This is a genomic window from Bacillus sp. 95MFCvi2.1, from assembly GCF_000374965.1.
In the GTDB taxonomy this organism is placed as follows: Bacteria; Bacillota; Bacilli; order Bacillales; family Bacillaceae_G; genus Bacillus_A; species Bacillus_A pseudomycoides.
This window is the reverse complement of sequence record NZ_KB895716.1, coordinates 1-24,729: the sequence shown is the minus strand read 5'-3', so window position 1 is coordinate 24,729 and position 24,729 is coordinate 1. Positions and strand designations below refer to the sequence as shown.

At 36.8% G+C, this 24,729-nt stretch carries 24 protein-coding genes; 13 read left to right on the top strand and 11 right to left on the bottom strand.

Going from position 1 to position 24,729, the window contains the following annotated elements:
* The first annotated feature begins 48 nt into the window (after positions 1-48).
* Entirely contained in the window at positions 49-1,515 is a 1,467-nt protein-coding gene (locus tag C568_RS0124855) for a catalase (protein WP_006093931.1), read from the top strand.
* Between the two features lie 212 nt (positions 1,516-1,727).
* Here C568_RS0124855 and C568_RS0124850 read toward each other — a convergent pair whose 3' ends face one another.
* Positions 1,728-2,990, bottom strand: coding sequence for an ammonium transporter (locus C568_RS0124850; RefSeq protein WP_018783043.1), 1,263 nt, complete (start codon positions 2,988-2,990; stop codon positions 1,728-1,730).
* 247 nt (positions 2,991-3,237) lie between these two features.
* Between C568_RS0124850 and C568_RS0124845 the strand changes: the two genes are divergently transcribed.
* The gene (locus C568_RS0124845) at positions 3,238-4,509 is read left to right on the top strand and encodes an alpha-amylase family glycosyl hydrolase (RefSeq protein ID WP_018783042.1); all 1,272 of its coding nucleotides are present in this window, start codon (positions 3,238-3,240) and stop codon (positions 4,507-4,509) included.
* A gap of 653 nt (positions 4,510-5,162) precedes the next feature.
* On the opposite strand, the gene C568_RS0124840 is transcribed toward C568_RS0124845, so the two are convergent.
* The gene (locus C568_RS0124840) at positions 5,163-6,503 is read right to left on the bottom strand and encodes a SpaA isopeptide-forming pilin-related protein (protein WP_029427737.1); all 1,341 of its coding nucleotides are present in this window, start codon (positions 6,501-6,503) and stop codon (positions 5,163-5,165) included.
* A gap of 841 nt (positions 6,504-7,344) precedes the next feature.
* The gene (locus C568_RS0124835) at positions 7,345-7,836 is read right to left on the bottom strand and encodes a YajQ family cyclic di-GMP-binding protein (RefSeq protein ID WP_003195889.1); all 492 of its coding nucleotides are present in this window, start codon (positions 7,834-7,836) and stop codon (positions 7,345-7,347) included.
* 142 nt (positions 7,837-7,978) lie between these two features.
* Here C568_RS0124835 and C568_RS0124830 point away from each other — a divergent pair, with 142 nt between their 5' ends.
* On the top strand, positions 7,979-8,845 hold the full coding sequence (locus C568_RS0124830; RefSeq protein WP_006093927.1) for a CvfB family protein: 867 nt from the start codon (positions 7,979-7,981) through the stop codon (positions 8,843-8,845).
* A gap of 322 nt (positions 8,846-9,167) precedes the next feature.
* Here C568_RS0124830 and prsA read toward each other — a convergent pair whose 3' ends face one another.
* Both prsA and C568_RS33655 read right to left on the bottom strand, forming a co-directional pair.
* Entirely contained in the window at positions 9,168-10,022 is an 855-nt protein-coding gene (prsA, locus tag C568_RS0124825) for a peptidylprolyl isomerase PrsA (protein WP_018783040.1), read from the bottom strand.
* A gap of 123 nt (positions 10,023-10,145) precedes the next feature.
* Positions 10,146-10,277 carry a DUF3941 domain-containing protein gene (locus C568_RS33655; RefSeq protein ID WP_001120851.1) on the bottom strand — a complete coding sequence of 44 codons (132 nt, stop codon included), beginning with the start codon at positions 10,275-10,277 and terminating at the stop codon, positions 10,146-10,148.
* A 107-nt stretch (positions 10,278-10,384) separates the two neighbouring features.
* On the opposite strand from C568_RS33655, the gene C568_RS0124815 reads away from it, so the two are divergent.
* Entirely contained in the window at positions 10,385-11,242 is an 858-nt protein-coding gene (locus tag C568_RS0124815; RefSeq protein WP_033798724.1) for a YitT family protein, read from the top strand.
* Between the two features lie 27 nt (positions 11,243-11,269).
* Here C568_RS0124815 and C568_RS0124810 read toward each other — a convergent pair whose 3' ends face one another.
* The 3 genes from C568_RS0124810 to C568_RS0124800 form a co-directional block, all read right to left on the bottom strand.
* Positions 11,270-11,467: a DUF3813 domain-containing protein gene (locus C568_RS0124810; RefSeq protein ID WP_003195898.1), complete on the bottom strand. Its 198-nt coding sequence runs from the start codon at positions 11,465-11,467 to the stop codon at positions 11,270-11,272.
* The gene (locus C568_RS0124805) at positions 11,468-11,608 is read right to left on the bottom strand and encodes a hypothetical protein (RefSeq protein ID WP_003195901.1); all 141 of its coding nucleotides are present in this window, start codon (positions 11,606-11,608) and stop codon (positions 11,468-11,470) included.
* Positions 11,609-11,708: 100 nt separating this feature from the next.
* Entirely contained in the window at positions 11,709-12,518 is an 810-nt protein-coding gene (locus tag C568_RS0124800) for a Cof-type HAD-IIB family hydrolase (RefSeq protein ID WP_003195903.1), read from the bottom strand.
* A gap of 543 nt (positions 12,519-13,061) precedes the next feature.
* On the opposite strand from C568_RS0124800, the gene C568_RS0124795 reads away from it, so the two are divergent.
* On the top strand, positions 13,062-13,241 hold the full coding sequence (locus C568_RS0124795; protein ID WP_018763997.1) for a YjzC family protein: 180 nt from the start codon (positions 13,062-13,064) through the stop codon (positions 13,239-13,241).
* 206 nt (positions 13,242-13,447) lie between these two features.
* Positions 13,448-16,048 carry an ATP-dependent chaperone ClpB gene (gene clpB / locus C568_RS0124790; RefSeq protein ID WP_018783039.1) on the top strand — a complete coding sequence of 867 codons (2,601 nt, stop codon included), beginning with the start codon at positions 13,448-13,450 and terminating at the stop codon, positions 16,046-16,048.
* 38 nt (positions 16,049-16,086) lie between these two features.
* Here the strand turns inward: clpB and C568_RS0124785 are convergent, their stop codons facing one another.
* Complete coding sequence (locus C568_RS0124785; RefSeq protein ID WP_016113766.1) at positions 16,087-16,269, bottom strand: YjzD family protein; 183 nt, start codon at positions 16,267-16,269, stop codon at positions 16,087-16,089.
* A 157-nt stretch (positions 16,270-16,426) separates the two neighbouring features.
* On the opposite strand from C568_RS0124785, the gene C568_RS0124780 reads away from it, so the two are divergent.
* The 7 genes from C568_RS0124780 (at position 16,427) to C568_RS0124750 (ending at position 23,338) form a co-directional block, all read left to right on the top strand.
* On the top strand, positions 16,427-17,161 hold the full coding sequence (locus C568_RS0124780; RefSeq protein ID WP_018783038.1) for a hydrolase: 735 nt from the start codon (positions 16,427-16,429) through the stop codon (positions 17,159-17,161).
* Positions 17,162-17,218: 57 nt separating this feature from the next.
* Entirely contained in the window at positions 17,219-18,079 is an 861-nt protein-coding gene (locus tag C568_RS0124775; protein WP_018783037.1) for an NAD-dependent epimerase/dehydratase family protein, read from the top strand.
* Positions 18,080-18,495: 416 nt separating this feature from the next.
* On the top strand, positions 18,496-18,669 hold the full coding sequence (locus tag C568_RS0124770; RefSeq protein ID WP_003195910.1) for a ComZ family protein: 174 nt from the start codon (positions 18,496-18,498) through the stop codon (positions 18,667-18,669).
* Between the two features lie 345 nt (positions 18,670-19,014).
* Positions 19,015-19,947, top strand: coding sequence for a beta-ketoacyl-ACP synthase III (gene fabH / locus C568_RS0124765; protein WP_018783036.1), 933 nt, complete (start codon positions 19,015-19,017; stop codon positions 19,945-19,947).
* A 31-nt stretch (positions 19,948-19,978) separates the two neighbouring features.
* Complete coding sequence (fabF, locus tag C568_RS0124760; protein WP_018783035.1) at positions 19,979-21,217, top strand: beta-ketoacyl-ACP synthase II; 1,239 nt, start codon at positions 19,979-19,981, stop codon at positions 21,215-21,217.
* A 414-nt stretch (positions 21,218-21,631) separates the two neighbouring features.
* Positions 21,632-22,420, top strand: a complete 789-nt coding sequence (locus C568_RS0124755; RefSeq protein ID WP_018783034.1) for a DUF2268 domain-containing protein — start codon at positions 21,632-21,634, stop codon at positions 22,418-22,420.
* Between the two features lie 171 nt (positions 22,421-22,591).
* Positions 22,592-23,338 (top strand): YjbA family protein, encoded by a 747-nt coding sequence (locus C568_RS0124750; RefSeq protein ID WP_003206164.1) that lies wholly within the window; start codon positions 22,592-22,594, stop codon positions 23,336-23,338.
* A gap of 277 nt (positions 23,339-23,615) precedes the next feature.
* Here the strand turns inward: C568_RS0124750 and trpS are convergent, their stop codons facing one another.
* Positions 23,616-24,605 (bottom strand): tryptophan--tRNA ligase, encoded by a 990-nt coding sequence (gene trpS, locus C568_RS0124745; protein ID WP_018783033.1) that lies wholly within the window; start codon positions 24,603-24,605, stop codon positions 23,616-23,618.
* A partial coding sequence (locus tag C568_RS35750) for a hypothetical protein (protein ID WP_331271565.1) occupies positions 24,545-24,729 on the bottom strand: 185 nt, incomplete at its 5' end. The genes trpS and C568_RS35750, both read right to left, overlap by 61 nt.

Below are 24,729 nucleotides of genomic sequence, written 5' to 3'. Positions count from 1 at the left end.
ATTTTAAATAAGTAATTATTATTATGAAATAATAGGAGGTTCCTCTTGATGAATCCAAATAATCGCTTAACAACAAACCAAGGTGCTCCGGTAGGGGATAACCAAAATTCTCGTACAGCTGGTCGCCGTGGACCGGTATTATTAGAAGATTATCATTTAGTAGAAAAACTTGCTCATTTTGATCGTGAACGTATTCCAGAACGTGTTGTTCATGCGCGTGGCGCAGGTGCTCATGGTGTTTTCGTAACGAAAAATAGCATGAAAGCATATACGAAAGCAGCGTTTTTACAAAACGAGGGAACAGAAACACCTGTATTCGTTCGTTTCTCAACGGTTATTCATGGGCAAGGTTCTCCGGAAACAGCTCGTGACCCACGTGGTTTCGCTGTAAAGTTTTATACAGAGGAAGGAAACTATGATATCGTTGGTAACCATTTACCAGTTTTCTTCATTCGTGATGCAATTAAATTCCCTGACATGGTGCACTCTTTAAAACCAGCGCCAGATACAAATATTCAAACGCCAGATCGTTACTGGGATTTCATGACTTTGTCTCCAGAGTCTACACACATGATGACATGGGTATTCTCTGATTACGGTACGCCAGCAAACTATCGTCAAATGGAAGGTTTCGGTGTACATTCATTTAAATGGATTAGTGCAGAAGGTAAAATTGTTTATATTAAATATCATTGGAAACCACAGCAAGGTGTTCGTAACTTGAGTGCAAAAGAAGTAGAACAAGTACAAGGAAAAGACTTCAACCATGCAACTCGTGACTTATTTGATGCAATCGAGCGTGGAGATTATCCAAAATGGGATCTTCACGTACAGGTAATGCAACTTGATGAAATGGATTCTTTAGACTTTGATCCATTAGATCCAACAAAAGTATGGCCAGAAGATCGCTTTCCGTTAATAGAAGTCGGAACAATGACGTTAAATCGCAACCCGCAAAACTTCTTTGCAGAAGTAGAGCAAGCTGCGTTTACTCCAAGTGCAACTGTACCTGGTATTGAACCGTCTGAAGATAAATTATTACAAGGACGTTTATTCTCTTATCCAGATACACAACGTTACCGTCTTGGTGCGAACTACTTACAAATCCCTGTGAACTGCCCATATGCAGCTGTTCGTAATCAACAACGTGATGGTGCAATGCAAATGAATCAACAACCATCAACAATTAACTACGAGCCAAGTCGTCATGCGGAAAATCCAGTTGAGGATCCAGCATACCGTGATTCAACTATGAAGCTTGAAGGTTATGTATCTCGTGAAAAAATCGATAAACCAAACGACTTCCAGCAAGCGGGTGAGCGTTACCGTTCATTCTCTAAAAAGGAACAAGATAACTTAATTGCCAACTTAACAAACGATTTAAAAGATGTGCATGAGCAAACAAAATTACTTGCAATCTGTAACTTCTTCCGTGCAGATCGTGATTACGGTATGCGCTTAGCAAAATCATTAAACGTTGATATTTCAGCGTATGTAGGAAATCCTAAGAAATAATAATATTCATGGTTCTATTTTATTCTCAAATTTTAATTGCTATATGTGTCTACTAATATAATGAATAAAAAGACGGCTGAATTTTCAGTCGTCTTTTCTTTTAAAATACTTATAAGAACTTTATTTTTTATTAGATTTTTTACTTTCTAAATTCGAATTTAAAAAGAGATAAACCTTTTTCTATTATAAAAGTTATATACTTATAAAATGCATCACTTAGCCTCTTTTTGTATTGCCACCTCGCCTAGTGATTTCTCACTATATTCATAAGCCTTCTCCCCATGCATCGAAATATCGAGCCCCATTTGCTCTTCATGCTCATGCGCGCGAACGGGAAGGAAGAAACTAATTCCTTTAATAATGGCGTACGTCATCACGATTGTAAATGCATAAGTCGCTCCAATTGCAGCTAGCTGTTTCCAAAGGAGTGCGGCATTTCCATAAAATAATCCATCAGCGCCGCCGCTATTTACAGAAGTGGTTGCAAATAGTCCTGTTGCAATGCCGCCCCATGTTCCGCCGATACCGTGACATCCAAATGCATCAAGTGCATCATCATAGCCAAGTTTATGTTTTAAAAAGAAGACAGCTCCGAAGCAAAGAACGCCTCCGATCGCTCCGATTAAAAGAGCGGAGAAAGGAGTGACGAATCCGCAAGCTGGTGTAATAGCAACGAGGCCTGATACAGCGCCGCAAGCCGCTCCCATTACAGTCGGTTTTGATTGGAAGAACCACTCTGCTAAGATCCATGTTAAGGCGGAAGCTGCGGCTGCGGTATTTGTATTAATGAATGCGGTCAGTGCTACATCGTTCAGTGTAAGGGCGCTACCGACGTTAAACCCGAACCATCCAAACCATAATAAGCCTGCGCCTAAAAGTGTAAAGGGGAGATGGTGAGGAGAAGATCCGTTTACGTCTTTTCGCTTGCCGAGGAAAATCGCTAATACAAGCCCAGCGACACCGGATGTGATATGGACAACGTTACCGCCAGCGAAATCTAATGCTCCGAGTTCGCGAAGCCATCCGCCAACGCCCCATACCCAATGGGCAACGGGATTATAAACGATTGTCGTCCAAATAAGGATGAAAATGAGAAAAGCAGAAAATCGCATTCTTTCAGCGAATGCTCCTGAAATGAGCGCTGGTGTTAAGATTGCAAACATAAGTTGAAACATCATAAATAAATTGTGAGGAATAGTAGCGGAGTAGTCTGCGTTTGGTGCGTAAGTTACGTTTTGTAAGCCGAACCAATCTAATGTACCAATGACGCCATTCCAATCTGGCCCGAATGATAAAGAATAACCGATAAAAATCCATTGAATGGAAACGATCGCCATTGCGCTATAGCTATGCATTGTAGTACTCAGTACATTTTTGCTACGAACCATCCCGCCGTAAAAAAGTGCCAAACCTGGCGTCATAATCATAACCATTACCGTCGCTAAAAATAAAAACACAGTATCTCCCATGTTCATTCTTTTCCCCTCCTATAATGTTATAAAATATTACATTCGATGTTATGTTTCATATCATATTCAATAATAAATAAAAAATCAACATGTTTTTCAGAAAATTTCAAATGTTACGTGAGGAAACCTGACATGTCGTTTGTGTAAGTGCGGTTTGTCCGGAAAATTGATATACTATTCTTACAATTAAAAAGAAGTTGGGGGATATTATGTGAAGAAGATATGGAGAAGAGGAGTGTTGATTTGTTTTTGTATGGTATTTGCTTTCTTAGCGCCTATACATACATTAGCGGAAGAAAAAAGAGAGTGGCAAGATGAAGTAGTATATTCTATTATGGTTGACCGTTTTAATAATGGAGATGCAAAAAATGATAAACAGCTTGATGTAGGGAATTTAGAAAGATACCAAGGGGGAGATATACAAGGGATTGTAAAGCGAATAGATTACATAAAAGAGATGGGATTCACTACTATTATGCTTTCGCCAATTTTTAAAGGTGAAACGTATGATGGGTATGGTATGGTTGATTTGCAAAAAGTGAATGAACATTTTGGGTCAATGCAAGATGTGAAACAACTTGTACAAGAAGCACATAAACGAGATATGAAAGTGGTGTTTCAATTTGTTGTAGAAAAAGAGCAAGAAACGCTTATTGATTCGATAAAATGGTGGATGAAAGAAGCGAACATAGATGGAAGTTATCTTATGCATAGTAAAGAAATATCTCGTGCCTTTTTAAATACAGTAAAACAAAGTGTTCAAGGAATAAAAAAAGATTTCCTCGTTATGACTGATGAGGGAGAGGGTATACATAATGAGTACTATAAGCACATAACAGATGTCTTTACGAAAACGGATACACCTATTAAACCACTTTATGACGTTAGTTTAATAGAAAATGGTAAAGTAACAAGTAATTTTTTAGATAATCAAGACACAAAGCGGTTTGTCAGAATCGCGAAAGAGAAAGCATATTATCCGCCGGCTCGTTTAAAACTTGCGCTTACTTATTTATATACAACACCAGGGATGCCGATTGTGTATTACGGAACGGAAATTGCGCTTGATGGCGGGGGAGTGCCAGATAATCGCCGCTTAATGGATTTTAAAACAGATGAAAAGTTTTTACAGTATGTAACGAGATTGGGAGAGATCCGTCAAAAATTCCCTTCTCTTCGCCGTGGGACATTTGAGTTGGTATATGATAAGACTGGGATGAGTGTGCTAAAAAGGACGTATAAAGATGAAGTGACACTTGTTGCAATTAACAACACGAAAGAGACACAAAAAGTTTCACTTTCGGCAAATGAGATAGGAGAAAATCGAGAATTAAAGGGATTATTGGAAGATGAAATCATTAGAGAAGAAGATGGGAATTATTATCTCGTATTGAAGCGAGAAGAAGCAAATGTATATCAAGTTAGAGAAAAAACAGGGGTTAATTGGCTTTTTATCTCTTTACTAATTGGGGTAAATGTTTTGTTTATTGCTTTTTTAATCGCGGTAAAGAAAAAGAAGAAATAATAGGAGAGGGTAGGTTTTAGACTATATACAAGCCGTAGTTATGAAAATAAAAGGAGATTATGAAGAACACCTCCAATTGTTAGACACAGTTTAACAATTGGAGGTGCTTTTTAATTTACAATCGAAGAGAAGTTAAAGGCTGTAAAACGTTATTTAAATGGTTCAGAGATTCGAAAAGACATCGCAGATTCTATTTAAGTAGCTCCTCCTGTTCTGCGGACATAGGTTCAACAGTATCAGTTTCATGGTGAAAAAGCTTTTTATGCTTTAGTATGTAAATGTAATTGCCGCCAATGAATACCCTTTTTGTGCATTATACGGTTCTATTTGATAAATTTGTTTTTTGGCTTATTCTTTATCTTACCTATTTACTAAACTATTACCACTTGCAAAATTGGATGGATTCTCCTGAATACAAAATTAATGTTCATTTATTTTAGTAGGCGTCTCTCATGGTTCCTAGGATAAAAAGACATACCTATAGTTTTAATAACCTTTAATTTTGCAAGCGTTTTCATTTTTAAGAATCATTATAAGCTACATTTTTACAAAACATCTGTTAACATTATATAGGGCTATTAAGGTATCTTGAATATTAAGTATTATCTACTACCTTCTATAAATTTTAATAATAAGCCTCTACTATTTGTAACTTATTTGTGTTTTACTTTCAATATGTAGAGTCCTAAAACAACAAATGATATTCCTATATATGATGTAATTGGAAATTTTCCTCCTGTTGATGGTAAGTAATATTGTTCTTGACTTACATGCTCTTTTTCTTCTGTGTACTCTTTATTTTGTATATCATCAGATTGTTTAGTGTTTTTATATGTATCATGTATTTTTGTAACTTGCAGCTCATTTTTTATTTTTTTATTCTTTATTTCTATTTTTGCTATTTCGCCGTTCTTTACTTCCATTCTCTGTATTGTAGGGTCCAGTACATAACCCTCTGGTGCCTGAATTTCCTTTATAATATATGTACCAATAGGAAGCTGATTTAATAGTGCAACTCCATCTTTAGTTGTAGTGATTTCTTTCCTAAAATCGCCATTTTCACTTGCAACCTCAAATACCGCTCCTTTTAAAGTTTCTCTATTCTCTCCTACCTTCGTAATTTTTAGAGATCCTAATGATTCCCATTGCACTGCTATATCAGTACTACTTTTTTCACTCATTCTTGGCAATAAAGCTGTGGTATTTTGAACCTTTTGTTTGCCATCAAAAACAACTGCTTGTAAACTTTGCAATTTTGTATGTACTCTTAGTTTGAAAGTTCCATTTGTCGATTTTTTTGGAATTAAAATTTTAAATTTTTCCTTTATAGAGAATTCATTCTTTTCTTCACCTTGTTCATTTAAAATTTTCACTCCTTCTGGTGCCTCCTCCAATTGAACGGAATATACTCCAGATAAGGCATTTGATTGAACCGTATATAATTTGGTTTCAAGATAGTCCCCATTTTGCTCTACTGTCTGTTTTTCATTAGGTATTATGTTTAAGTATGTTTCCTGTACTTCAGTACCTTTAGAAGCTTTGTCTATCAGCTGTTTTACAAGATTATATACCGGTTGGTTCTCTGGTTTTGAATCAGCAATTTCGATTTTTTTAGATGCAACCCAGATAGCTAATTGAGTTGCATAGTATGCTTCCTCTTTTGTAGAAACTCCCAGTTCAGCTGGTGTTTTTTGAGGATAGCCATAAAGTAAAACACGATATACAAAATCATTTTCTTTCCCGATTTCAGGAAGTTCCTCTCCGTTTGGTGAATTCAAATCAGGTGATAAACAATATGCAACATCTTTTGATGAAGTTTTTAAGAGATCTGCCTTTATTTTTACTTCAGCACCTTTGAATTTAATGTGATTCCAGTTAATTTGAAACTTTTCTTGATGTATTATCTCAGCTGCTGCTTGTGGAATAGAAACTCCTAGCAACATAATGATTAAACTTATAATTCCAAACCATTTTGTTAATACTTTGCGTTTCATTTCATTCCCACCATTCATTAAAGTTTTAGTAATAAATATGTACATGTTAATTTTTCTTACTTCGATATTTCAGTTTGATTATTCTGAAAATTTAAATTAAAATAATGGTTATTTTAGAATCTTATAATGTCTGACAATATTTGTTGACTTATCTGAGCTATAACCTTTATTAAGATTACTATGTATTGGACTAACTTTCTTGATATAAATATTATTCTATACTATTAAAAATCTTTTCAAAAAAATGAGTTTTGAAAGGTGAAATCTAGCTATTTGAAAATAAACACAATTAATAATTCGTTTATTAGATGAACGTTTTTGGTATTCAATCCGCTCTTTAAAATTACCTTTATTTATTTTCTGAAAATTTAGCCATATTTTATGTTTATTATATTCAGAAAATAGATGATTTGCAATCCGTTTTCATATGCAATATTGCATATGAAGTTATTATAGTTTTATGTTATAATTTATAATTTTATATATAAGGAATATCATGGGTAGAATAATGGATTTTATCATTTTAACCGAGAAGACCCCCTCCTCTAAACGAAGTGAAGGTGGGGGTAGTTCAATTAGTTAGAAGGTGAAACAGTTTTTTTCTGTAAAATAGAATTGATTAATGAGAATATTTGAAAAAAGTGTAATCCTGATAAATTTCAATTATAGACAAAAGTAGATGGTTATCGATACGCTCGGTTCTGAGGGCTGAAGTCTGTCCAAATGCAGGCCTATCTCATCGTAGCGTGCCAAAATATGAAAAAATAGCGCTTCATCTGACCAAAAAGGGTTAGGTGAAGCGCTATTTTACGTGTGTTTATCATTTTTTATTATTTTTCTATTAACGATAGTTAATGAATTGTACGTCGATTGGTAAATCAGCGCTACGAACCGCTGCGATTACTGCTTGTAAGTCATCGCGGCTTTTTGCTGTTACGCGTACTTGATCATCTTGTACTTGTGTTTTCACTTTTAATTTTAACTCTTTAATAATGTTATTAATTTTCTTCGCGTTATCTTTATCGATACCTTGTTGCAGTGTTGCACGTTGACGTACTGTGTTACCAGTAGCGCTTTCTACTTTTCCGTAGTCTAAGTTTTTAATTGGTACTTCACGTTTAACTAGTTTTGAAATAAGAACATCTTTTACTTGATCTAATTTAAATTCATCATCAGAAGTTAAAACGATTACTTCTTTTTCTAATTTAATATCACTCTTGCTTCCTTTAAAGTCATATCGATTTTGAATTTCTTTTAATGCGATGTTAATAGCATTTGTTACTTCTGGTAATTCTACTTTTGAAACGATGTCAAAAGAACTATCTTTTGCCATAGTAAGCACCTCCAAATTAAATTCCACCTCTTATTATAGTGAATTTTTGCGAGTTGGACAAATAAAGGAAAATTCGTGTTATAATGAAGCTTTCTTTGGAATGATAAAAATATACTTTATATATAGAAGGGAATTAAAATATATGTATTTGCAGCCAGGATCGATTGAACAGGTAACTGTTTTACGAGAAACGGAAATTGGATATATGGTTGGATTTGACGATGAGGATGGTTATGAAGAAGTATTTTTACATAAAAATGAAGTAGCGGGAGAAATTGAGGAAGGCGATACGATTGATGTATTTCTATATCTTGATCATCAAGAGCGAATTTCTGCGACAATGAAGACGCCGCTTATTACGATAAGTGATTGGAATTGGGTAAAAGTCGTAGAAGTAAAACCTGATTTAGGTGTGTTCGTTGATATCGGTGTTTCTAAGGATATCTTAATCCCAGCTGATGAGTTTCCAATTTATACACCAGTTTGGCCAGAAGAAGGCGATGAGTTATATTGTACATTAAAATTAACAAATCGTGGTCGTCTTATTGCTCTTCCGGCAAGAGATTCAGATATGCAGGAAATTATTGTAGAGGCAACGCCATCTATGCGTAATAAAAATGTGAACGGACGTGTATATCGCTCACTTCAAGTTGGTTCGTTTGTATTAACGGATGAACATTTCCGTGCCTTTTTACACCACACAGAAAGAAAAGAACAAGTTCGTATTGGTGAGCGTGTAACGGGCCGTATTATTGATGTGAAAGATGATGGTACGATTAATATTTCACTTCTTCCGCGTAAAGAAGAGGGAATGGAAGATGATGCTGCGGTGGTTTATGAGTACATGGAGAGCCGCGGAGGAGCAATGCCGTTTTGGGATAAGAGCCATCCAGAAGACATTAAAGAACGTTTTAATATGAGTAAAGCAGCGTTTAAACGTGCGCTTGGTAAGTTGATGAAAGAAGAAAAGGTTTATCAAGAAGAAGGTTGGACGTACTTCAAGAAATAAAAAAATCCGAACAGGCTCATGCCTGTTCGGATTTTCAGAGTGTTGGGAAACAGGAGTCAGCAGGCTCCTGTTTTTTGTCGTTATGTGTCGGAACGTCGATATATTCGAATTTGCTCCGATAAAGTGAAACTTTAATCAGTGGGGTTTTCTTCATCTCCCACTGATTATTAGCTCTCGCCAATCGGGCTTTTACGAGCAGTTGATTCCTCACTTATCTTTCTTGTTTTTCTCTGAATCTTGAGGTGGGAGTCTTACTGCCCGTTAATGCGGGGTGAAATTTCATTTACTACTTTTCTACCAGCCAACTCTGTTGCTAGATTTTTTATTGTTGTCCGGAAAGACGAGAGAATGTATCTTTCAAATCACTATCTTTTACTTTAATATCAGCTTTCTTGAATTCGTCTAACAATATTTTTTGACCGGTAGTTTGATCTGCTAACAACTTTTCTTCCAGATTTTTACGAATGGAATCTTTTACTTCATCATATGGTTTTAATTCTTTTTTATCGGTAAGTTTAATAATGTGATAGCCTTGTGATGACTTGATAGGTTTGCTAATTTCACCGACATTTAATTTGTAAGCCGCTTCTTCAAATTCAGGTACCATTTTACCTGGACCGAAGTATCCAAGGTCTCCGCCATTTTCCTTTGAACCTGGGTCCTGTGATTGTTGTTTTGCTAACTCTTCGAATGAAGCACCTTCATCCAGTTGTTTCTTAATATCATTTGCCGTTTTTTCATCGTTTACTAAAATGTGGCTGGCTTTAATTTCAGGTTTATAGTTTGCTTTTACATCTTTATCTGTAATGCTTTTCTTAATGGCTTCGTTCATTGCTAATTTGAACCTAATTTGATTTTTAAAGTCATCTTCATCTTTTAGGCGGTTACTTTCTAATACCGTTTTGAATTGATCACCAAATTGATCTTTTGCTTTTTTGAATTCTTTATCGACTTCATCATCAGATACTTTATATTTTTTTGTCATGATATCTTGTGCCATCATTTCATATAGCATATCTTTTCCGTACCGTTCTTTTAACTGCTTGTCAAAATCACCTTTTGTAATGGTTGAAACTTTTGATGTTGCAATCGCCTCTGAGTTATCTTTTGGACCACAAGCAGACAGCATTAACGTTCCGAGCGCAGCTGTTGCTATCCATAATTGTTTTCTTTGCATCCTAACACCTCATCTAATTATGCTGTTATTATTGTAAAATAGAGAAGTGAACAAGAAGTGAATTTGAGATGTTTTTTGTGAAATAAAAAAGTACATCAACAATTATGTTGATGTACGAAATAATTAAAGATGATCTGTTTTTTTAGAGTATGCACGTTTTCCTTGCTGAATATTTTTTTGTTCTTGTTCATTTTTTTGTGTGCGCTTTGCATTATTATCGCGTGCTTTTTTGTCATTATCGCTTGTATGCGGCATACATATCAACTCCATTTCTAAACAGTTGTACGTTTATCATTTCCGTTTTCGTAAAGACTATGTATACGAGTAGAGGTGAACCTATTATGTATAAAGGTGGATGGGGTATGGACTTAAAATTAAATTATGCCGAATTAACGAAAAAACTAATTGTTGTTATCATCGCAGGTTTATTAAATGCAATTGGAATGAACTTGTTCTTAACACCAGCAAAAGTATATGCGAGCGGTTTCGCGGGATTATCTCAATTGCTTTCGCAAGTGTTAGGCGATTTTGCATCGATTCACATATCGACGGGAGTACTTTTTGCTTTATTTAATATTCCGGTCGTTATTTTAGCATGGAAAAAGGTCGGAAAAGCGTTTACGTTATTTAGTTTTTTATGTGTTGTATTTATGACACTGTTTTTAGAAATTATACCAGTGAAGGCTGTTTCAAATGATATTATATTGAATGCTATTTTTGGTGGTCTCATTTCAGCGATAGGGGTAGGAATTGCCTTGAAATGGGGAGCTTCTACAGGTGGTTTAGATATCATTGCAATGATTTTGTCAAAAATAAAAGATAAGCCTGTCGGAACATATTTCTTTTTCTTTAATGCAATCATCATTATTGCAGCTGGCTATTTGTACGGATGGGAAAAAGCGTTATACACGTTAGTGACACTATATGTATCATCGAGGATTATTGATGCAATTCATACTCGTCATGTGAAAATTACAGCATTTATCGTTACGAAAAATGGTAAAGATGTACGAAAAGCGATTCAAGCACGTTTAGTACGCGGTATTACAACTATACCAGCGACAGGGGCATATACAAATGAAAATAAAGAAATGCTAATGATTGTGATTACCCGTTACGAGCTATATGAATTAGAGAGAATTATTAGACAGGTAGATCCTGGCGCATTTACAAATGTCATTCAAACAGTCGGTATATTTGGGTTGTTTCGGAAAGATTAAAGAGGACCGGGAATCGGTCCTCTTGTTTTAATGTGTGTTAGTGATGTTTTGCAGTTGCTGTTGCATCTCACGCAGTTGTACCTTTTCAGCAGTTGAAGAATTGGCATAAGCGGATTGCAAAGCATTTTTTGCTCTATAAACGAGTTCCCGCTGTTCTGTGCCGCTTGAACAAGAAACGGCGCCTGCAACAGCATCTCGTGCTTGCTGAAATAATAAGTTACCCATTTAAACCCCTCCGAGAGAAGAGTTGTTTCGTTCTTTTTCTGCATCAGCTAATGTACCGCGGTACGGGAATCTTTCAGCATGCTTCATAACAGCATCGGCCCCTTGTTGGGTGAAACGTTTTGATTTGTTCTTTTTACCCATTCGTAATTCCCCCTTTTTTAGCAGAAAACAACTGACACATCGCTGTGTCTAGTTATAGTATGAGCGTTTTGAACCAAACTATAAGTAGGGAATTTTTAGATTACAATCCAAGAACCTCTTCTAAATAAAGAGCAATTCCATCTTCTTCGTTTGTTAATGTCGTATGATTCGCTAATGTTTTTAATTCAGGAATGGCATTACCCATGGCGATGCCGTGACCTGCAAACTCAATCATCTCAAAATCATTGTCTTCGTCACCGAACGCAATAATTCGTTCTTGTGGAATGTTATAATAGCTAGAAACTTTTTGAAGTCCAATCGCTTTATTGAGGCCGCTTTTCACAATTTCAATAATCGGCCAAGGAGCACCCCATTTTCGATGATCAATCACTTCTGCATGCATATCTGTTAAATGCTTACGAATAGCTGTTGATTGCTCATCCAGTGCATCGATTAATAAGCATGTTGGATGATCTTGCAAAATGTTTAGTAAGTCTCCTGTAAAAATATTTGGAGAGCCAAATTCAAAGATATGCTTTTTATCCTCATCAATTTCGCGAACATATACATCGTCAATTACTTCGGCATAAATGTTTTTAACGCCAAAATCAAAGCAAGCCCGAACGATTTCTTGTGCAGTAGAAAGCTCAAGGGGGGAATGGTGCGTTCCCCAATTTGTATCAAGCGGGTGATGAACATAAGCGCCGTTAAAGTTAACGATAGGTGTATTCAAACCAAGTTCTTTATAATAAGCGTGACTAGCGCGAAATGGACGTCCTGTTGAAATGACAACAACATGTCCTTGTTCTTTTGCTTTTTCAATTGTTTGCTTTGTTCGTGCGGAAATAATTTTATTGTCTGTAAGTAAAGTGCCATCTAAATCTAATGCGATTAAATGTTGTTTTTTCATGTTTTCACCTCTTATGAAAAATTTTTTGTTTCTATCTGTATTTCCGTTTTAAGATGCAGAAATAAGAGGTTGGAAAGTGTATAGATAAAGTGGAACTTCCATCAGCGGGGGGCTCCATCCCCCGTTAATGCGGGAGAAACAACCATGAATGGAAGTTTCATTATATATTCATCTTACGTCGCGAAACATGTTAGTGTCCACTATTTCCTACCCAAAATCAGAAAAGTCAATGATTTTTTTGAAAGTTCAAATAATGTTTCTTTCATTTTGTACAATTTGTGAAAAGGGTTACATTACGGGCGCAGCAAGACATATAATGAACATGTAATCTTCTCGTATATGTTTGACTCTCCTTTGGAACTGGCCTAGAATAGGTCGGTTTCTTTTTTTTCAACAAGTGATGCTTGTTCTCCTGCTTTATCATGTAAAGTCATACATATGAACAGTAATAAAAAATATGACTCGTTTCCTAAACATAACAGAAAGGCTTTTTCAAAAATGGATATACTAACGGTGTAAAGATGTCATGGAAGGAGAATGAAAATGGGACAAAATCATAGGTTTCGTTCTGGACAGAAAGCACCAAATGATGGGATTTATGTAGAAATTGGTGAAACAGGAAGTATGGTTAAAGATCCACAACTGGTAAAATTAACTGCTGGTCAAAGGTTTCCTGAGAATTCGAATCAGAACCGCCAGTGGACATATAAAAGAAAGCCGTAAGAGAAGCCGCAATTTATATTGCGGCTTTTGTGATTGAAGAGCAGAGGTATACATACTTTTTTTGGGAAACAAAGTTCAAATTTCATAATCAAATTCATTGTATAAAAAAGACAATTGGCGTATAATTAAATTAAAGGTCAAATAAAGTCAAAAAATCAAAAAAGGTCAAACATCAAGAGGATTCCAATGTTTGGAGGTTTGTGAAGATGGACTTAAATCAAATGACGACGAAAACACAAGAAGCAATTATGAGTGCTCAATCTTTAGCGGTATCTCATCATCATCAAGAAGTTGATACTGTTCATCTATTACTTGCATTATTACAGCAGCAAGATGGATTAGCAGTGCGTATTTTTCAAAAAATGAATGTCAATATAGAACAATTAACGAAAGAAGTAGAAAGATTGCTTCAAAAGAAACCATCTGTTACAGGAAGTGGTGTAGAAGCTGGCAAAGTGTATGTGACAAATGCTTTAGGGCAATTACTCGTTAAAGCAGAGGCAGAGGCAAAAAAACTGCAAGATGAATATATTTCAGTGGAACATGTATTGCTCGCATTTTGTGAGGAAAAAGGTGATATGAATCACTTGTTCACAGCATTTCACATTACGAAGGATACATTATTACAGTCTTTAATGGAAGTTCGGGGGAATCAGAGAGTGACTAGTCAAAATCCAGAAGTAACATATGAAGCGTTAGAAAAGTATGGCCGTGATTTAGTGGCAGAAGTAAGACAAGGGAAAATTGATCCTGTCATTGGTCGTGATAGCGAAATTCGTCGGGTTATCCGCATTCTTTCTCGTAAAACAAAAAACAACCCTGTTTTAATTGGTGAACCAGGCGTTGGGAAAACAGCCATTGTTGAAGGATTGGCACAACGAATTGTGCGAAAAGATGTACCAGAAGGATTAAAAGATAGAACAATCTTTGCGTTAGATATGAGCGCGCTTGTGGCGGGTGCAAAGTTCCGTGGTGAGTTTGAAGAACGTTTGCAAGCTGTGTTAAATGAAATCAAAAAAAGTGAAGGGCGTATTCTTTTATTCATTGATGAGCTCCATACAATTGTTGGTGCTGGTAAAACAGAAGGGGCGATGGATGCAGGGAATATGTTAAAACCAATGCTTGCGCGCGGTGAACTTCATTGTATTGGTGCGACTACTTTAGATGAGTATCGAAAATATATTGAGAAAGATCCAGCGCTAGAACGTCGTTTTCAACAAGTGTTAGCAGAAGAGCCAACGGTAGAAGATACAATTTCTATTTTACGTGGTTTAAAAGAGCGCTTTGAAATTTATCATGGTGTAAATATTCATGACCGTGCGATTGTAGCGGCATCTGTATTGTCTGATCGATATATATCTGATCGCTTTTTACCAGATAAAGCGATTGACCTTGTTGATGAAGCGTGCGCAACAATTCGAACAGAAATTGATTCTATGCCAACAGAATTGGATGAAGTAACGCGCCGCATTATGCAGCTGGAAATTGAAGAAGCTGCTTTAGGAAAAGAAACGGATCGTGGTAGTCAAGAGCGACTAAAAACATTGCAACATGAACTATCTGATTTAAAAGAAGTTGCAAATGGAATGCGAGCGCAATGGCAAAAAGAAAAAGAAGAAATCCATAAAGTTCGTGACTTAAGGGAACACCTTGAACGTTTACGTCGTGAATTAGAAGAAGCAGAAGGGAATTACGACTTAAATAAAGCAGCAGAGCTTCGTCATGGTAAAATTCCAGCAGTGGAAAAAGAATTAAGAGAAGCGGAAGAAACGGGAGCGCATAACGAACAAGAGAACCGTTTGCTTCGTGAAGAAGTAAGTGAAGAAGAAATTGCAAATATCGTTTCACGTTGGACTGGCATACCAGTTGCAAAACTTGTAGAAGGTGAACGTGAAAAACTGCTACGTTTAGAGCAAATTTTATCAGAACGTGTTATTGGGCAAGAGGAAGCAGTTAGTCTTGTGGCGGATGCAGTTCTTCGTGCTCGCGCTGGTATTAAAGATCCAAATCGTCCAATCGGTTCATTCATTTTCTTAGGACCAACAGGCGTTGGGAAAACAGAACTTGCGAAAACATTAGCACAATCTTTATTTGATAGTGAAGAGCAAATCATTCGCATTGATATGTCCGAGTATATGGAGAAACATGCTGTGTCTCGCTTGATTGGAGCTCCTCCTGGATATGTAGGATATGAGGAAGGTGGACAATTAACAGAAGCCGTACGCCGTAAACCATATTCCGTTATTTTATTAGATGAAATTGAAAAAGCACATCCAGAAGTATTCAACATTTTATTACAAATGTTAGATGATGGGCGTATTACGGATTCACAAGGACGAACAGTGGATTTCAAAAATACAGTGATTATTATGACATCGAATATTGGTTCAGGGCATTTATTAGAAGGGTTACAAGAAGATGGTACAATTAAAGAGGAAGCAAGAGATCTTGTTATGGGGCAGCTTAGAGGACATTTTCGTCCAGAGTTTTTAAATCGTGTGGATGAAATTATTTTATTTAAACCACTTACAACAAATGAGATCAAAGGAATCGTTGATAAAATTGTAAAAGAGTTACAAGGGCGTTTAATAGATCGTCATATTACAGTGGAATTAACAGAAGTAGCAAAAGAGTTTGTTGTGGAATCTGGGTTCGATCCGATGTATGGAGCGCGTCCATTAAAACGATATGTACAGCGTCAAGTTGAAACAAAGTTAGCACGTGAATTGATTGCGGGAACAATTACTGATAATAGTCATGTAGTTGTTGATGTGGAAAATAACGAACTAGTTGTTCATGCCCAATAAAAAAAGAGTCCGGAGATTGAATCCGGGCTCTTTCTTTATTAGTGTTGTTCTACTGGTTCGTTTGGAATTGCTGCTGCAATTGCCATTACAAGCACAGCAAGAACAATTGAGAATTTAGACGCTAGCGCGAAATCGTATACACCGCCAGTCATAGAGCTAATTACGTAGCTCATCATATGTACAAGCATAAACGACCAAATAAAGGCCCAAATTACACGCATCTTTTCACACCCCTATTCGTTCAATCTGTCCTTATTGTAACACAATTGAAAAAAGAATATAGAAAAAATATTTGTAGATTTTTCAAAGCAAAATTGTATTCCTTTCATACATTATAAAGGAGTAGTTTTTATGTTTAGAAAATAAGGCGGGAGAATGATGAGTGTTACGGAACGTTTTTTTTACTTAGAACAAGAACCATGTGTGATTTATTTGCCAGAGAAGCCCAATGGATTTGGTGTCATGCTTCTTGGTGATTACAATTATTTTATTGAGAATGGTACAAGTTTATGGACGCAGCATGCGGGGCGCGCTCATTTTTTAAATGGGCTGATAGAAAATGGATATACCGTTTTTTCATCTAATTTATACGGGAGACATTGGGGGAATGATCAATCGGTTCGTTTAGCGAAGCGTTTGTATCATGTTGTTATGAAAAAAGAAACACTAAACGAACAAATTCATATCATTGCAGATGGAATGGGGGCTCTTGTGGCTCTTGAAATGATGAATCGATACCCAGAATGTATTCGATCTGTAGTGATGCTTACTCCATGCCTAGATTTGCCTGCACATGTGGAATTTGAAAAAGAGCATAAATTTTTCTATAAAAGGTTAGTGAGAGAGTTATTGCTTGCGTATGATGTGAAGGAAGCTCAGTTAGAAGCGGAAATTGCTAAGAAGTCTTTTTCTTATTTACCTTCTTGTGTGCCTGTAAAAATATTTGTATCCACACAAGAACAAAAAGCGCGCAAGCAATTGTTACGTGAATATGAAAAAAAGCGGATAAATAAAAATTGTGAGACCTCACTATCGTTTCATTTGCAACATGTAAAATATAAGATGGTTCAACATACATGTCATTTCTTTAAAAAATATGAAGAAGATTTATGAAGCTCCAATATACATAAATGAGGAGCTATTTGTTTAGAGGGAGAAAGGGTTGGTGACATGAAGCGCGTACTAATTATAGGAGCACTTTCGTTTGTAGGCTATCATCTTGTAAATAAAATGCTTGCGGAAGAAGTAGAAGTATATGGCCTTGATTTTGCTGATCTGGAAAGTATGTCAAAAGTAAGTGAAGAAAAGTTATTTCTAATTGGGCGGAATGATTTGTTTATGTATTCGTCTATAAGAGATGAGAGCGGATGGAAGACAGTAGAAACCGATCAATTTGATGCGGCTTACTTTTGTTTATGTGAACCGAACAGGCAAAGCGGATTTCGAAATGAACGAATCATTTTACAATATTTAAAGCGTGTCATTCATATGTGCGAAAGAAAACAAGTGAAGCTAAATGTACTTTCTTCTATTGAAATAGCAAATGTGCAAGATCAATCTGAAAATAAACGATTATTTATGAAAGTAGAGGAAGAAGTGGAGAAGGGGAATATTCGTTATAGTATACTTCGTGTTCCAACTTTATATGGCCCATGGCAGCCTTCCTTTATGACGTACCACAGGCTTATTCTTTCTGAACTTATGGAAAAGGAATATGAGCTTCTTCAAAATGAAAATGGAGCGGACCTTCTTTATGTAGAAGATGTGTGTGAATATTTGTGGGAAAAAGGTAAAACCATAGAAAATTTAGGTGTATATAATATGATCAGTGGTAAAGAAAATCTATGGGAAAAAGGAATTATCCTTTTAAATGCTGAGCATAAAGTGAAAAAAACTGTTAAAGAAGTAAAAAGAGAAGAGATAAAGAGTGTTTGTATTGTGAAAAACACGCCGTTAGAATTCGGTTTAAATAAGCAATTGACACATTTAAAACGATATAAAGAGTTATACGAAGAACATAACATATGTTAAACTATACAAATATAAATTGAAAAACGGATATAAAACCTTTTTTTAGGTGGGAGAGAGTATCCGCCCATGCATAGAAGCGGTCAGGTCCTTTTTTGGCCCCATGCCAAGTGAAAACAAAAGGAGAAAACGAGTGAAAATCTCCGTTTATTTTCAAAGCCGTGGTTTGTATGTTGGAAAATCAATATAAATACAAATTGAAAAACCGATATAAAACCTTTCTTTTTTAGGTGGGAGAGAGTATCCGCCCATGCATAGAAGCCATACCCCATACCAAAAGTTAAAAACAAAGAGAGAACACGAGTGCAAGTCACCTTTTGTTTTTGTAGCACCGACTTATATGTTGAAAAATCAAAAGGAATTTATATAGTGTAGAAGTAAGGAGATTAGTGCTCCTTTTATGGAAAGGATGAAGAAATATGAATGAAAAAAATATGCAGTTTTTACAAATCGCTATGAAACACCTGCCGGAAGCAAAGGCCATTTTGGATGATAATGGGATTGCACTTGATATGGAAAAAGCGCAGCCAGTACTAGAGTTGTTAATGAAAGTAATGAACGAAGCATATGAGCTTGGAAAAGCGGGAAAATAAGGTGAACTAGACAAAAAACCTTTTTTTGGAGGAAGAGAGCATCTAGCCATGCATAGAAACGGTCAGAGCCTTTTTCTGCCCCACGCCAAGTAAAAGCAGATACGGAAGTATTTTTGTCATTTTAACCGAGAAGGCTCCCTCTTCTAAGCAAAGTGAAGGAGGGGGGAGTTCAATTGGAAAAGAGCGGGATATATAGGTAGCTTGCTTTTGGTTCTACTATGAGATAAGGTCGACAATATGTCGGCTTTATTTTTTTACTTAGAAATATATTCTAGACAAATAAACATTTATGTTTTAGAATTAGTACCAAGTCATAATAATTGATATAAAACGGAGGGCTGCGATGTGAACGTAGGCATTTTAGGGATCGGAAGATATGTGCCAGAAAAAGTAGTCACAAATCACGACTTAGAGAAAATCATGGATACATCTGATGAGTGGATTCGTACGAGAACGGGAATTGCAGAGAGACGCATTGCCGATGATACAATAGATACTTCATATATGGCGGTAGAAGCTGCCAAGAAAGCTATTGAAAATGCAGGGATTAGTGGAGAAGAAATTGACCTTATTTTAGTTGCAACAGTAACGCCAGATCGCTCTTTTCCAGCCGTTGCTTGTGTAATTCAAGAACAAATTGGTGCGAAACATGCAGCAGCAATGGATTTAGGTGCAGCATGTGCGGGCTTTATGTACGGAATGATTACAGCGCAGCAATTTATTCAAACTGGAACTTATAAAAACGTATTAGTAGTTGGTAGTGATAAATTATCTAAAATTGTAGATTGGAACGACCGCAATACGGCAGTGTTATTTGGAGACGGAGCAGGTGCTGTTGTAATGGGAGCTGTTTCAGAAGGAAACGGTATCCTTTCATTTGAATTAGGCGCAGATGGAAGTGGTGGCAAGCACCTTTATCAAGATGAATATGTTATGATGAATGGCAGAGAAGTCTTTAAATTCGCTGTTCGTCAACTTGGTGATTCTTGTCTTCGTGTTGTAGAAAAAGCAGGTCTTACGAAAGAAGATGTGGACTTTTTAGTTCCGCATCAAGCAAATATTCGTATTATGGAATCGGCAAGGGAACGATTAGGTTTGCCACAAGAAAAAATGAGTACAACAATTGAAAAGTTTGGGAATACGTCAGCTTCTTCAATTCCAATTGCGATGGTAGAGGAATTGCAAAATGGACGTATTCAAGACGGTGATTTAATTATATTAGTCGGCTTTGGTGGCGGATTAACATGGGGAGCAGTCGCTCTTCGTTGGGGCAAATAAGGACTGAGAGAAAAAAAGGAGTGTATTTTGTATGGAAAAGAAGCGTGTCGTAATTACAGGACTAGGAGCTGTTACGCCGATCGGAACAGATGTAGAAACAGCTTGGGAAAACATTAAAAATGGTGTATCTGGAATCGGACGGCTTACACGCTTAGATCCGGAACAATTTCCAGCAAAAGTAGCAGCGGAAATTAACGACTTTGAAGCTGAAAAATATGTTGAGAAAAAAGAAGCGCGCCGTATGGATCGCTTCACACAATATGCGGTAGCAGCAGCGAAAATGGCAGTTGAAGATGCAAAGTTGGACATTACAGAAGAAAATGCACCGCGTATTGGTGTATGGATAGGTTCTGGTATTGGTGGCATGGAAACGTATGAAGAGCAATTTAAAATCTTTACGGAAAAAGGCCCGCGCCGTGTAAGTCCATTTTTGATACCAATGATGATTCCTGATATGGCTGCGGGCCAAGTCTCAATTGCTACAGGTGCAAAAGGAATTAATACTTGTTCTGTGACAGCTTGTGCATCTGGGGCAAACTCAATTGGTGACGCATTTAAAGTCATTCAGCGCGGTGATGCAGATGCAATGATTACAGGCGGTGCAGAGGCGCCGTTAACAAGTATGGCATTTGCAGGATTTAGTTCAGCGAAAGCATTAACATTTAATGAGGATCCAGCAACTGCTTGTCGTCCATTTGATAAAAATCGTAGTGGATTTGTAATGGGAGAAGGAGCTGGTATTCTTATACTAGAAGAGTTGGAGCATGCGTTAGCACGAGGTGCACGTATTTATGCTGAACTTGTCGGATATGGTGCAACAGGTGATGCGTTCCATATTACAATGCCTGCTCCTGGCGGTGAGGGCGGTGTTCGTGCGATACGTCAAGCATTAGCAGATGCCGGTCTTCAGCCTGAGGATATCGATTATATTAATGCGCATGGTACAAGTACAGATGCGAATGAGAAATACGAAACGATGGCAATTAAAGAAGCATTTGGTGAACATGCATATAAAGTAGCGATTAGCTCTACAAAATCAATGACTGGTCATTTATTAGGAGCAGCTGGCGCTGTTGAGGCGATTTTCTCTGTTAAATCTATTACAGATGGCGTGATTCCGCCAACAATTAACTATGAAACACCAGATCCAGAATGTGATTTAGATTACGTACCAAACAAAGCGAGACATCAAGAAGTACGCACTGTTTTAAGTAACTCATTAGGGTTCGGTGGTCATAACGCAGTGTTAGTATTTAAAGCTTATAAATAATGTAGTAAAAGGGTGTTTTGGGAAGTAGCAAAGGAGAGCTACTTCTTAAAACACCCTTTTTTGGATGGAAGAGAGCGTCCGATCATGTGTAGAAGCGGTCAGTGCCTGTTTTCGCCCCATGCCATGTAAAAACAAAAGTAGAAAGTGAGAGCGGGTCAGCTTTTGATTGCATAGCCATAACTAGGATTCGGTGGTCATAACGCAGTGTTAGTATTTAAAGCTTATAAATAATGTAGTAAAAATGAAGGGGATTTGTTTCGGCATCATGACTTTACTACTAATCTTTTTGGGCGCATGCGGGAAAGATGAAGTAACGCAATCAGAAACAAAGTAAAGCCAATCAAAAGTTTCATTTTATTACTTCGCGTTCGCTCCTTTTCTTGCATATATATAGAAGAAAAGGGAGGAGTGAAGATGGGGGTTATTCAAACGGCAGATTGGCTGCACCTTTATTATGGGCGTCCAGAAAAGCTTTGTGAGAAGTTTACAAAATACATTCCATTGCCAAAGGAGAGGTTGTACCGTTTTTTAATTTCTAAAGGTATGTATCGTCCAGTGATGGAAGGACAAAAAGAAATTGAGCGACTAGAGGAAAAGCAGATTTGGAAAGAGCTTTCTGAGGAGTATGAGGAACTAAAGCACTGGTTACAAGGGCCAGATGTCCCTATCTTTATTTTGTTATCAGATTCATATAATCGCATGGTACAAGCGGAATATAACGGAAAAGCTGGCTTAACAATGCGTCATGTGATTTTCCTGTTTGTCTGTGGACGGAATACAGTGAAGGAATTAAAAGCATTGCTTACCCATGAATATCATCACATATGTCGGTTACATCAAATTGAAAAGAAAGAAAAGGATTATACATTACTTGATACAATGATAATGGAGGGGCTTGCAGAGCAAGCGGTGTATGAAAGGCACTCAGAAAAAAGTTATGCACCGTGGACATCGTACTATACAAAAGAGGAAGCGGTTCATTATTGGGAGAAGGTTGTAAAAAAGAAACTGGATATGAAGAGAGGAACAAGGGAGCATGACTGCTTACTAAATGGAATGCAAATGTACCCGAAGATGCTTGGATATGGCGTTGGATTTCATATTGTAAAAGATTGTGTGGAATTTGAGAAAGATAACACGCTTTCTTTATTGCCCATGGATGCCATATGTATATTAAATAAAGCAAATACTTTTACCTCTTAATAGGTGATAAATATAAAAAACTTGGCGCTGCCAAGTTTTTTTGCATGATGAAAATGGAAGTGAGAAGTAGTGAAGAAATAATAAGTAGAATATATTCCCTTGGATGGAATAAATTTCACAAGAAATGAACATAATGAGATGTACAAACAGTAGTGAAGTGAGGGGTAGAAAATGTTATATCTACATGATGTGTGGGTAAATTGGTTTGAAGGTGAAGAAAATGGGTATAACGTTTGTCATTTTTACGAATGGCGGAAGGATGATACGATCGAATTATTAGATCAAGTGCCATTATTAAAAGTAGATTCTACATTATATCATTACATCGAGAACGAATTATTGGAACTTCCGCAAAAACTATTGGAAGACGTACATCATAAGGCGTATATTCGTAAAAATCATGAGCGTTTGCAACAAGAGTATTGTTTTGTTGTTACAGATGGAAAAGGAATTATTGCAGTGGATTCAATTGGGTACAATGTACCGATTCGAAAAAGTAGGCTTATTCCTCGTCAAGAGCAGATGGTATATGAGATGGTGGAAAATGTCCAAGCAGAAAAGTATGAGTTTCAAGTGGAAGAATCACAAAAAGAGCATCATATTTTATCGCCATCGCCATATATTATGAATGGCTTAACTCGTAAAGAACGACAATTAAAACAATTGCTTTTTATGGCGCTAGATCAACTACATACAACGAAAAATCCAGCTGAAATTCGCTATTGGTATACAGAATGGGATCCATCTGCATATGGGACTGTTCAACATATGAAATTTGAAGACGTCTGGGAGCGCCTTTATGAGGAAGCGAAATATGGTTGGTCAAAAAAGCATGAACAGCTATGTGAACGCCTTGTAAAAGGGCAACCATTCTTTGAAAAGTTATGGGAAATGGAAAATGAACAAAAGGTAAATTAAAAAACCGCCAAATTGGCGGTTTTTTAATTTGATCCAGCTCCGGTGGCAAGCTCTTCGTGTCTAAGAACCTTCCGCATAAGAAGTCAAAGAACGCCTTCTATGCGAAAAAACCTTAGACCGTCAGAGCTGAATGATCCACCTCCGCTTTTTGTTATAATCCAGCTCCGGCTCCTAGCCCTTTGCGTCTAAGAACCTTCCCCACGAGAAGGTAAAAAGCACCTTCTGTGGGAAAGAACCTTAGCCACCCAGGGCTAAGCAGTCGCCTCCGCTTTTTTAGTTACCTACGTTTTCTGCTTAATCCCATTGCATTTTCAACTTTACGTAGTTGTTTCATTGCAACGCGGTTTGCTTTTTCAGCACCTTTGTCAAGAATTTCATCTAATTCAGGGGAGTTAATTAGTTCGTTATATTTTTCTTGAATTGGACGAATTGCTTCTACGACTACTTGTGCTAAATCACCTTTAAAGTCGCCGTATCCTTTTCCTTCATAGTAAGCTTCTAGTTCTTCAATTGTTTTACCTGAGAATGAAGAGTAGATTGTTAATAAGTTGGAAATACCAGGTTTGTTTTCTTTGTTGTATTTTACGATACCGTCAGAATCAGTTACTGCACTTTTAATTTTCTTTTCAATTGTTTTTGGCTCATCAAGCATACTAATCATTGATTTTGGATTTGGATCAGATTTGCTCATTTTTTTCGTAGGTTCTGTTAATGACATAACACGAGCGCCTACTTTTGGAATGCGAATCTCTGGAATTGTGAAAATTTCACGGAAACGTTTATTGAAACGCTCTGCTAAATCGCGAGTTAATTCCATATGTTGTTTTTGATCGTCGCCAACTGGCACAATCTCAGTGTTGTAAAGTAAGATGTCAGCTGCCATTAATGGTGGATACGTAAGTAATCCAGCTGGAACAGATTCTCTACCAGATGATTTATCTTTATATTGCGTCATACGTTCTAATTCTCCAACATATGCGATAGATTGCATAATCCATCCGAGTTGAGCGTGCGCAGGTACCTCTGATTGTACAAATAAAGTAGATTTTTCAGGATCAATACCACAAGCTACATATAGCGCAGCAAGGCTGCGGATGTTTTTACGAAGTTGTACAGAATCTTGAGGAACTGTAATCGCATGCTGGTTTACAATGCAGAAATAACAATCATGTTCGTTTTGTAATTCTGTAAATTGTTTCATTGCTCCTAAATAGTTTCCAAGCGTAATTGTTCCGCTTGGCTGAATACCAGAAAAAATAACTGACATAATAATGCCTCCTTGAAATTTGTATGTATTGTTGAAGAGTGGGGGAAGTAGGTCAATGCGAGCCGCTTGCGCTTTTTATATAATCCAGCTCCAGCGGCAAGAATGATGGGTGGCTTCGCGCCTT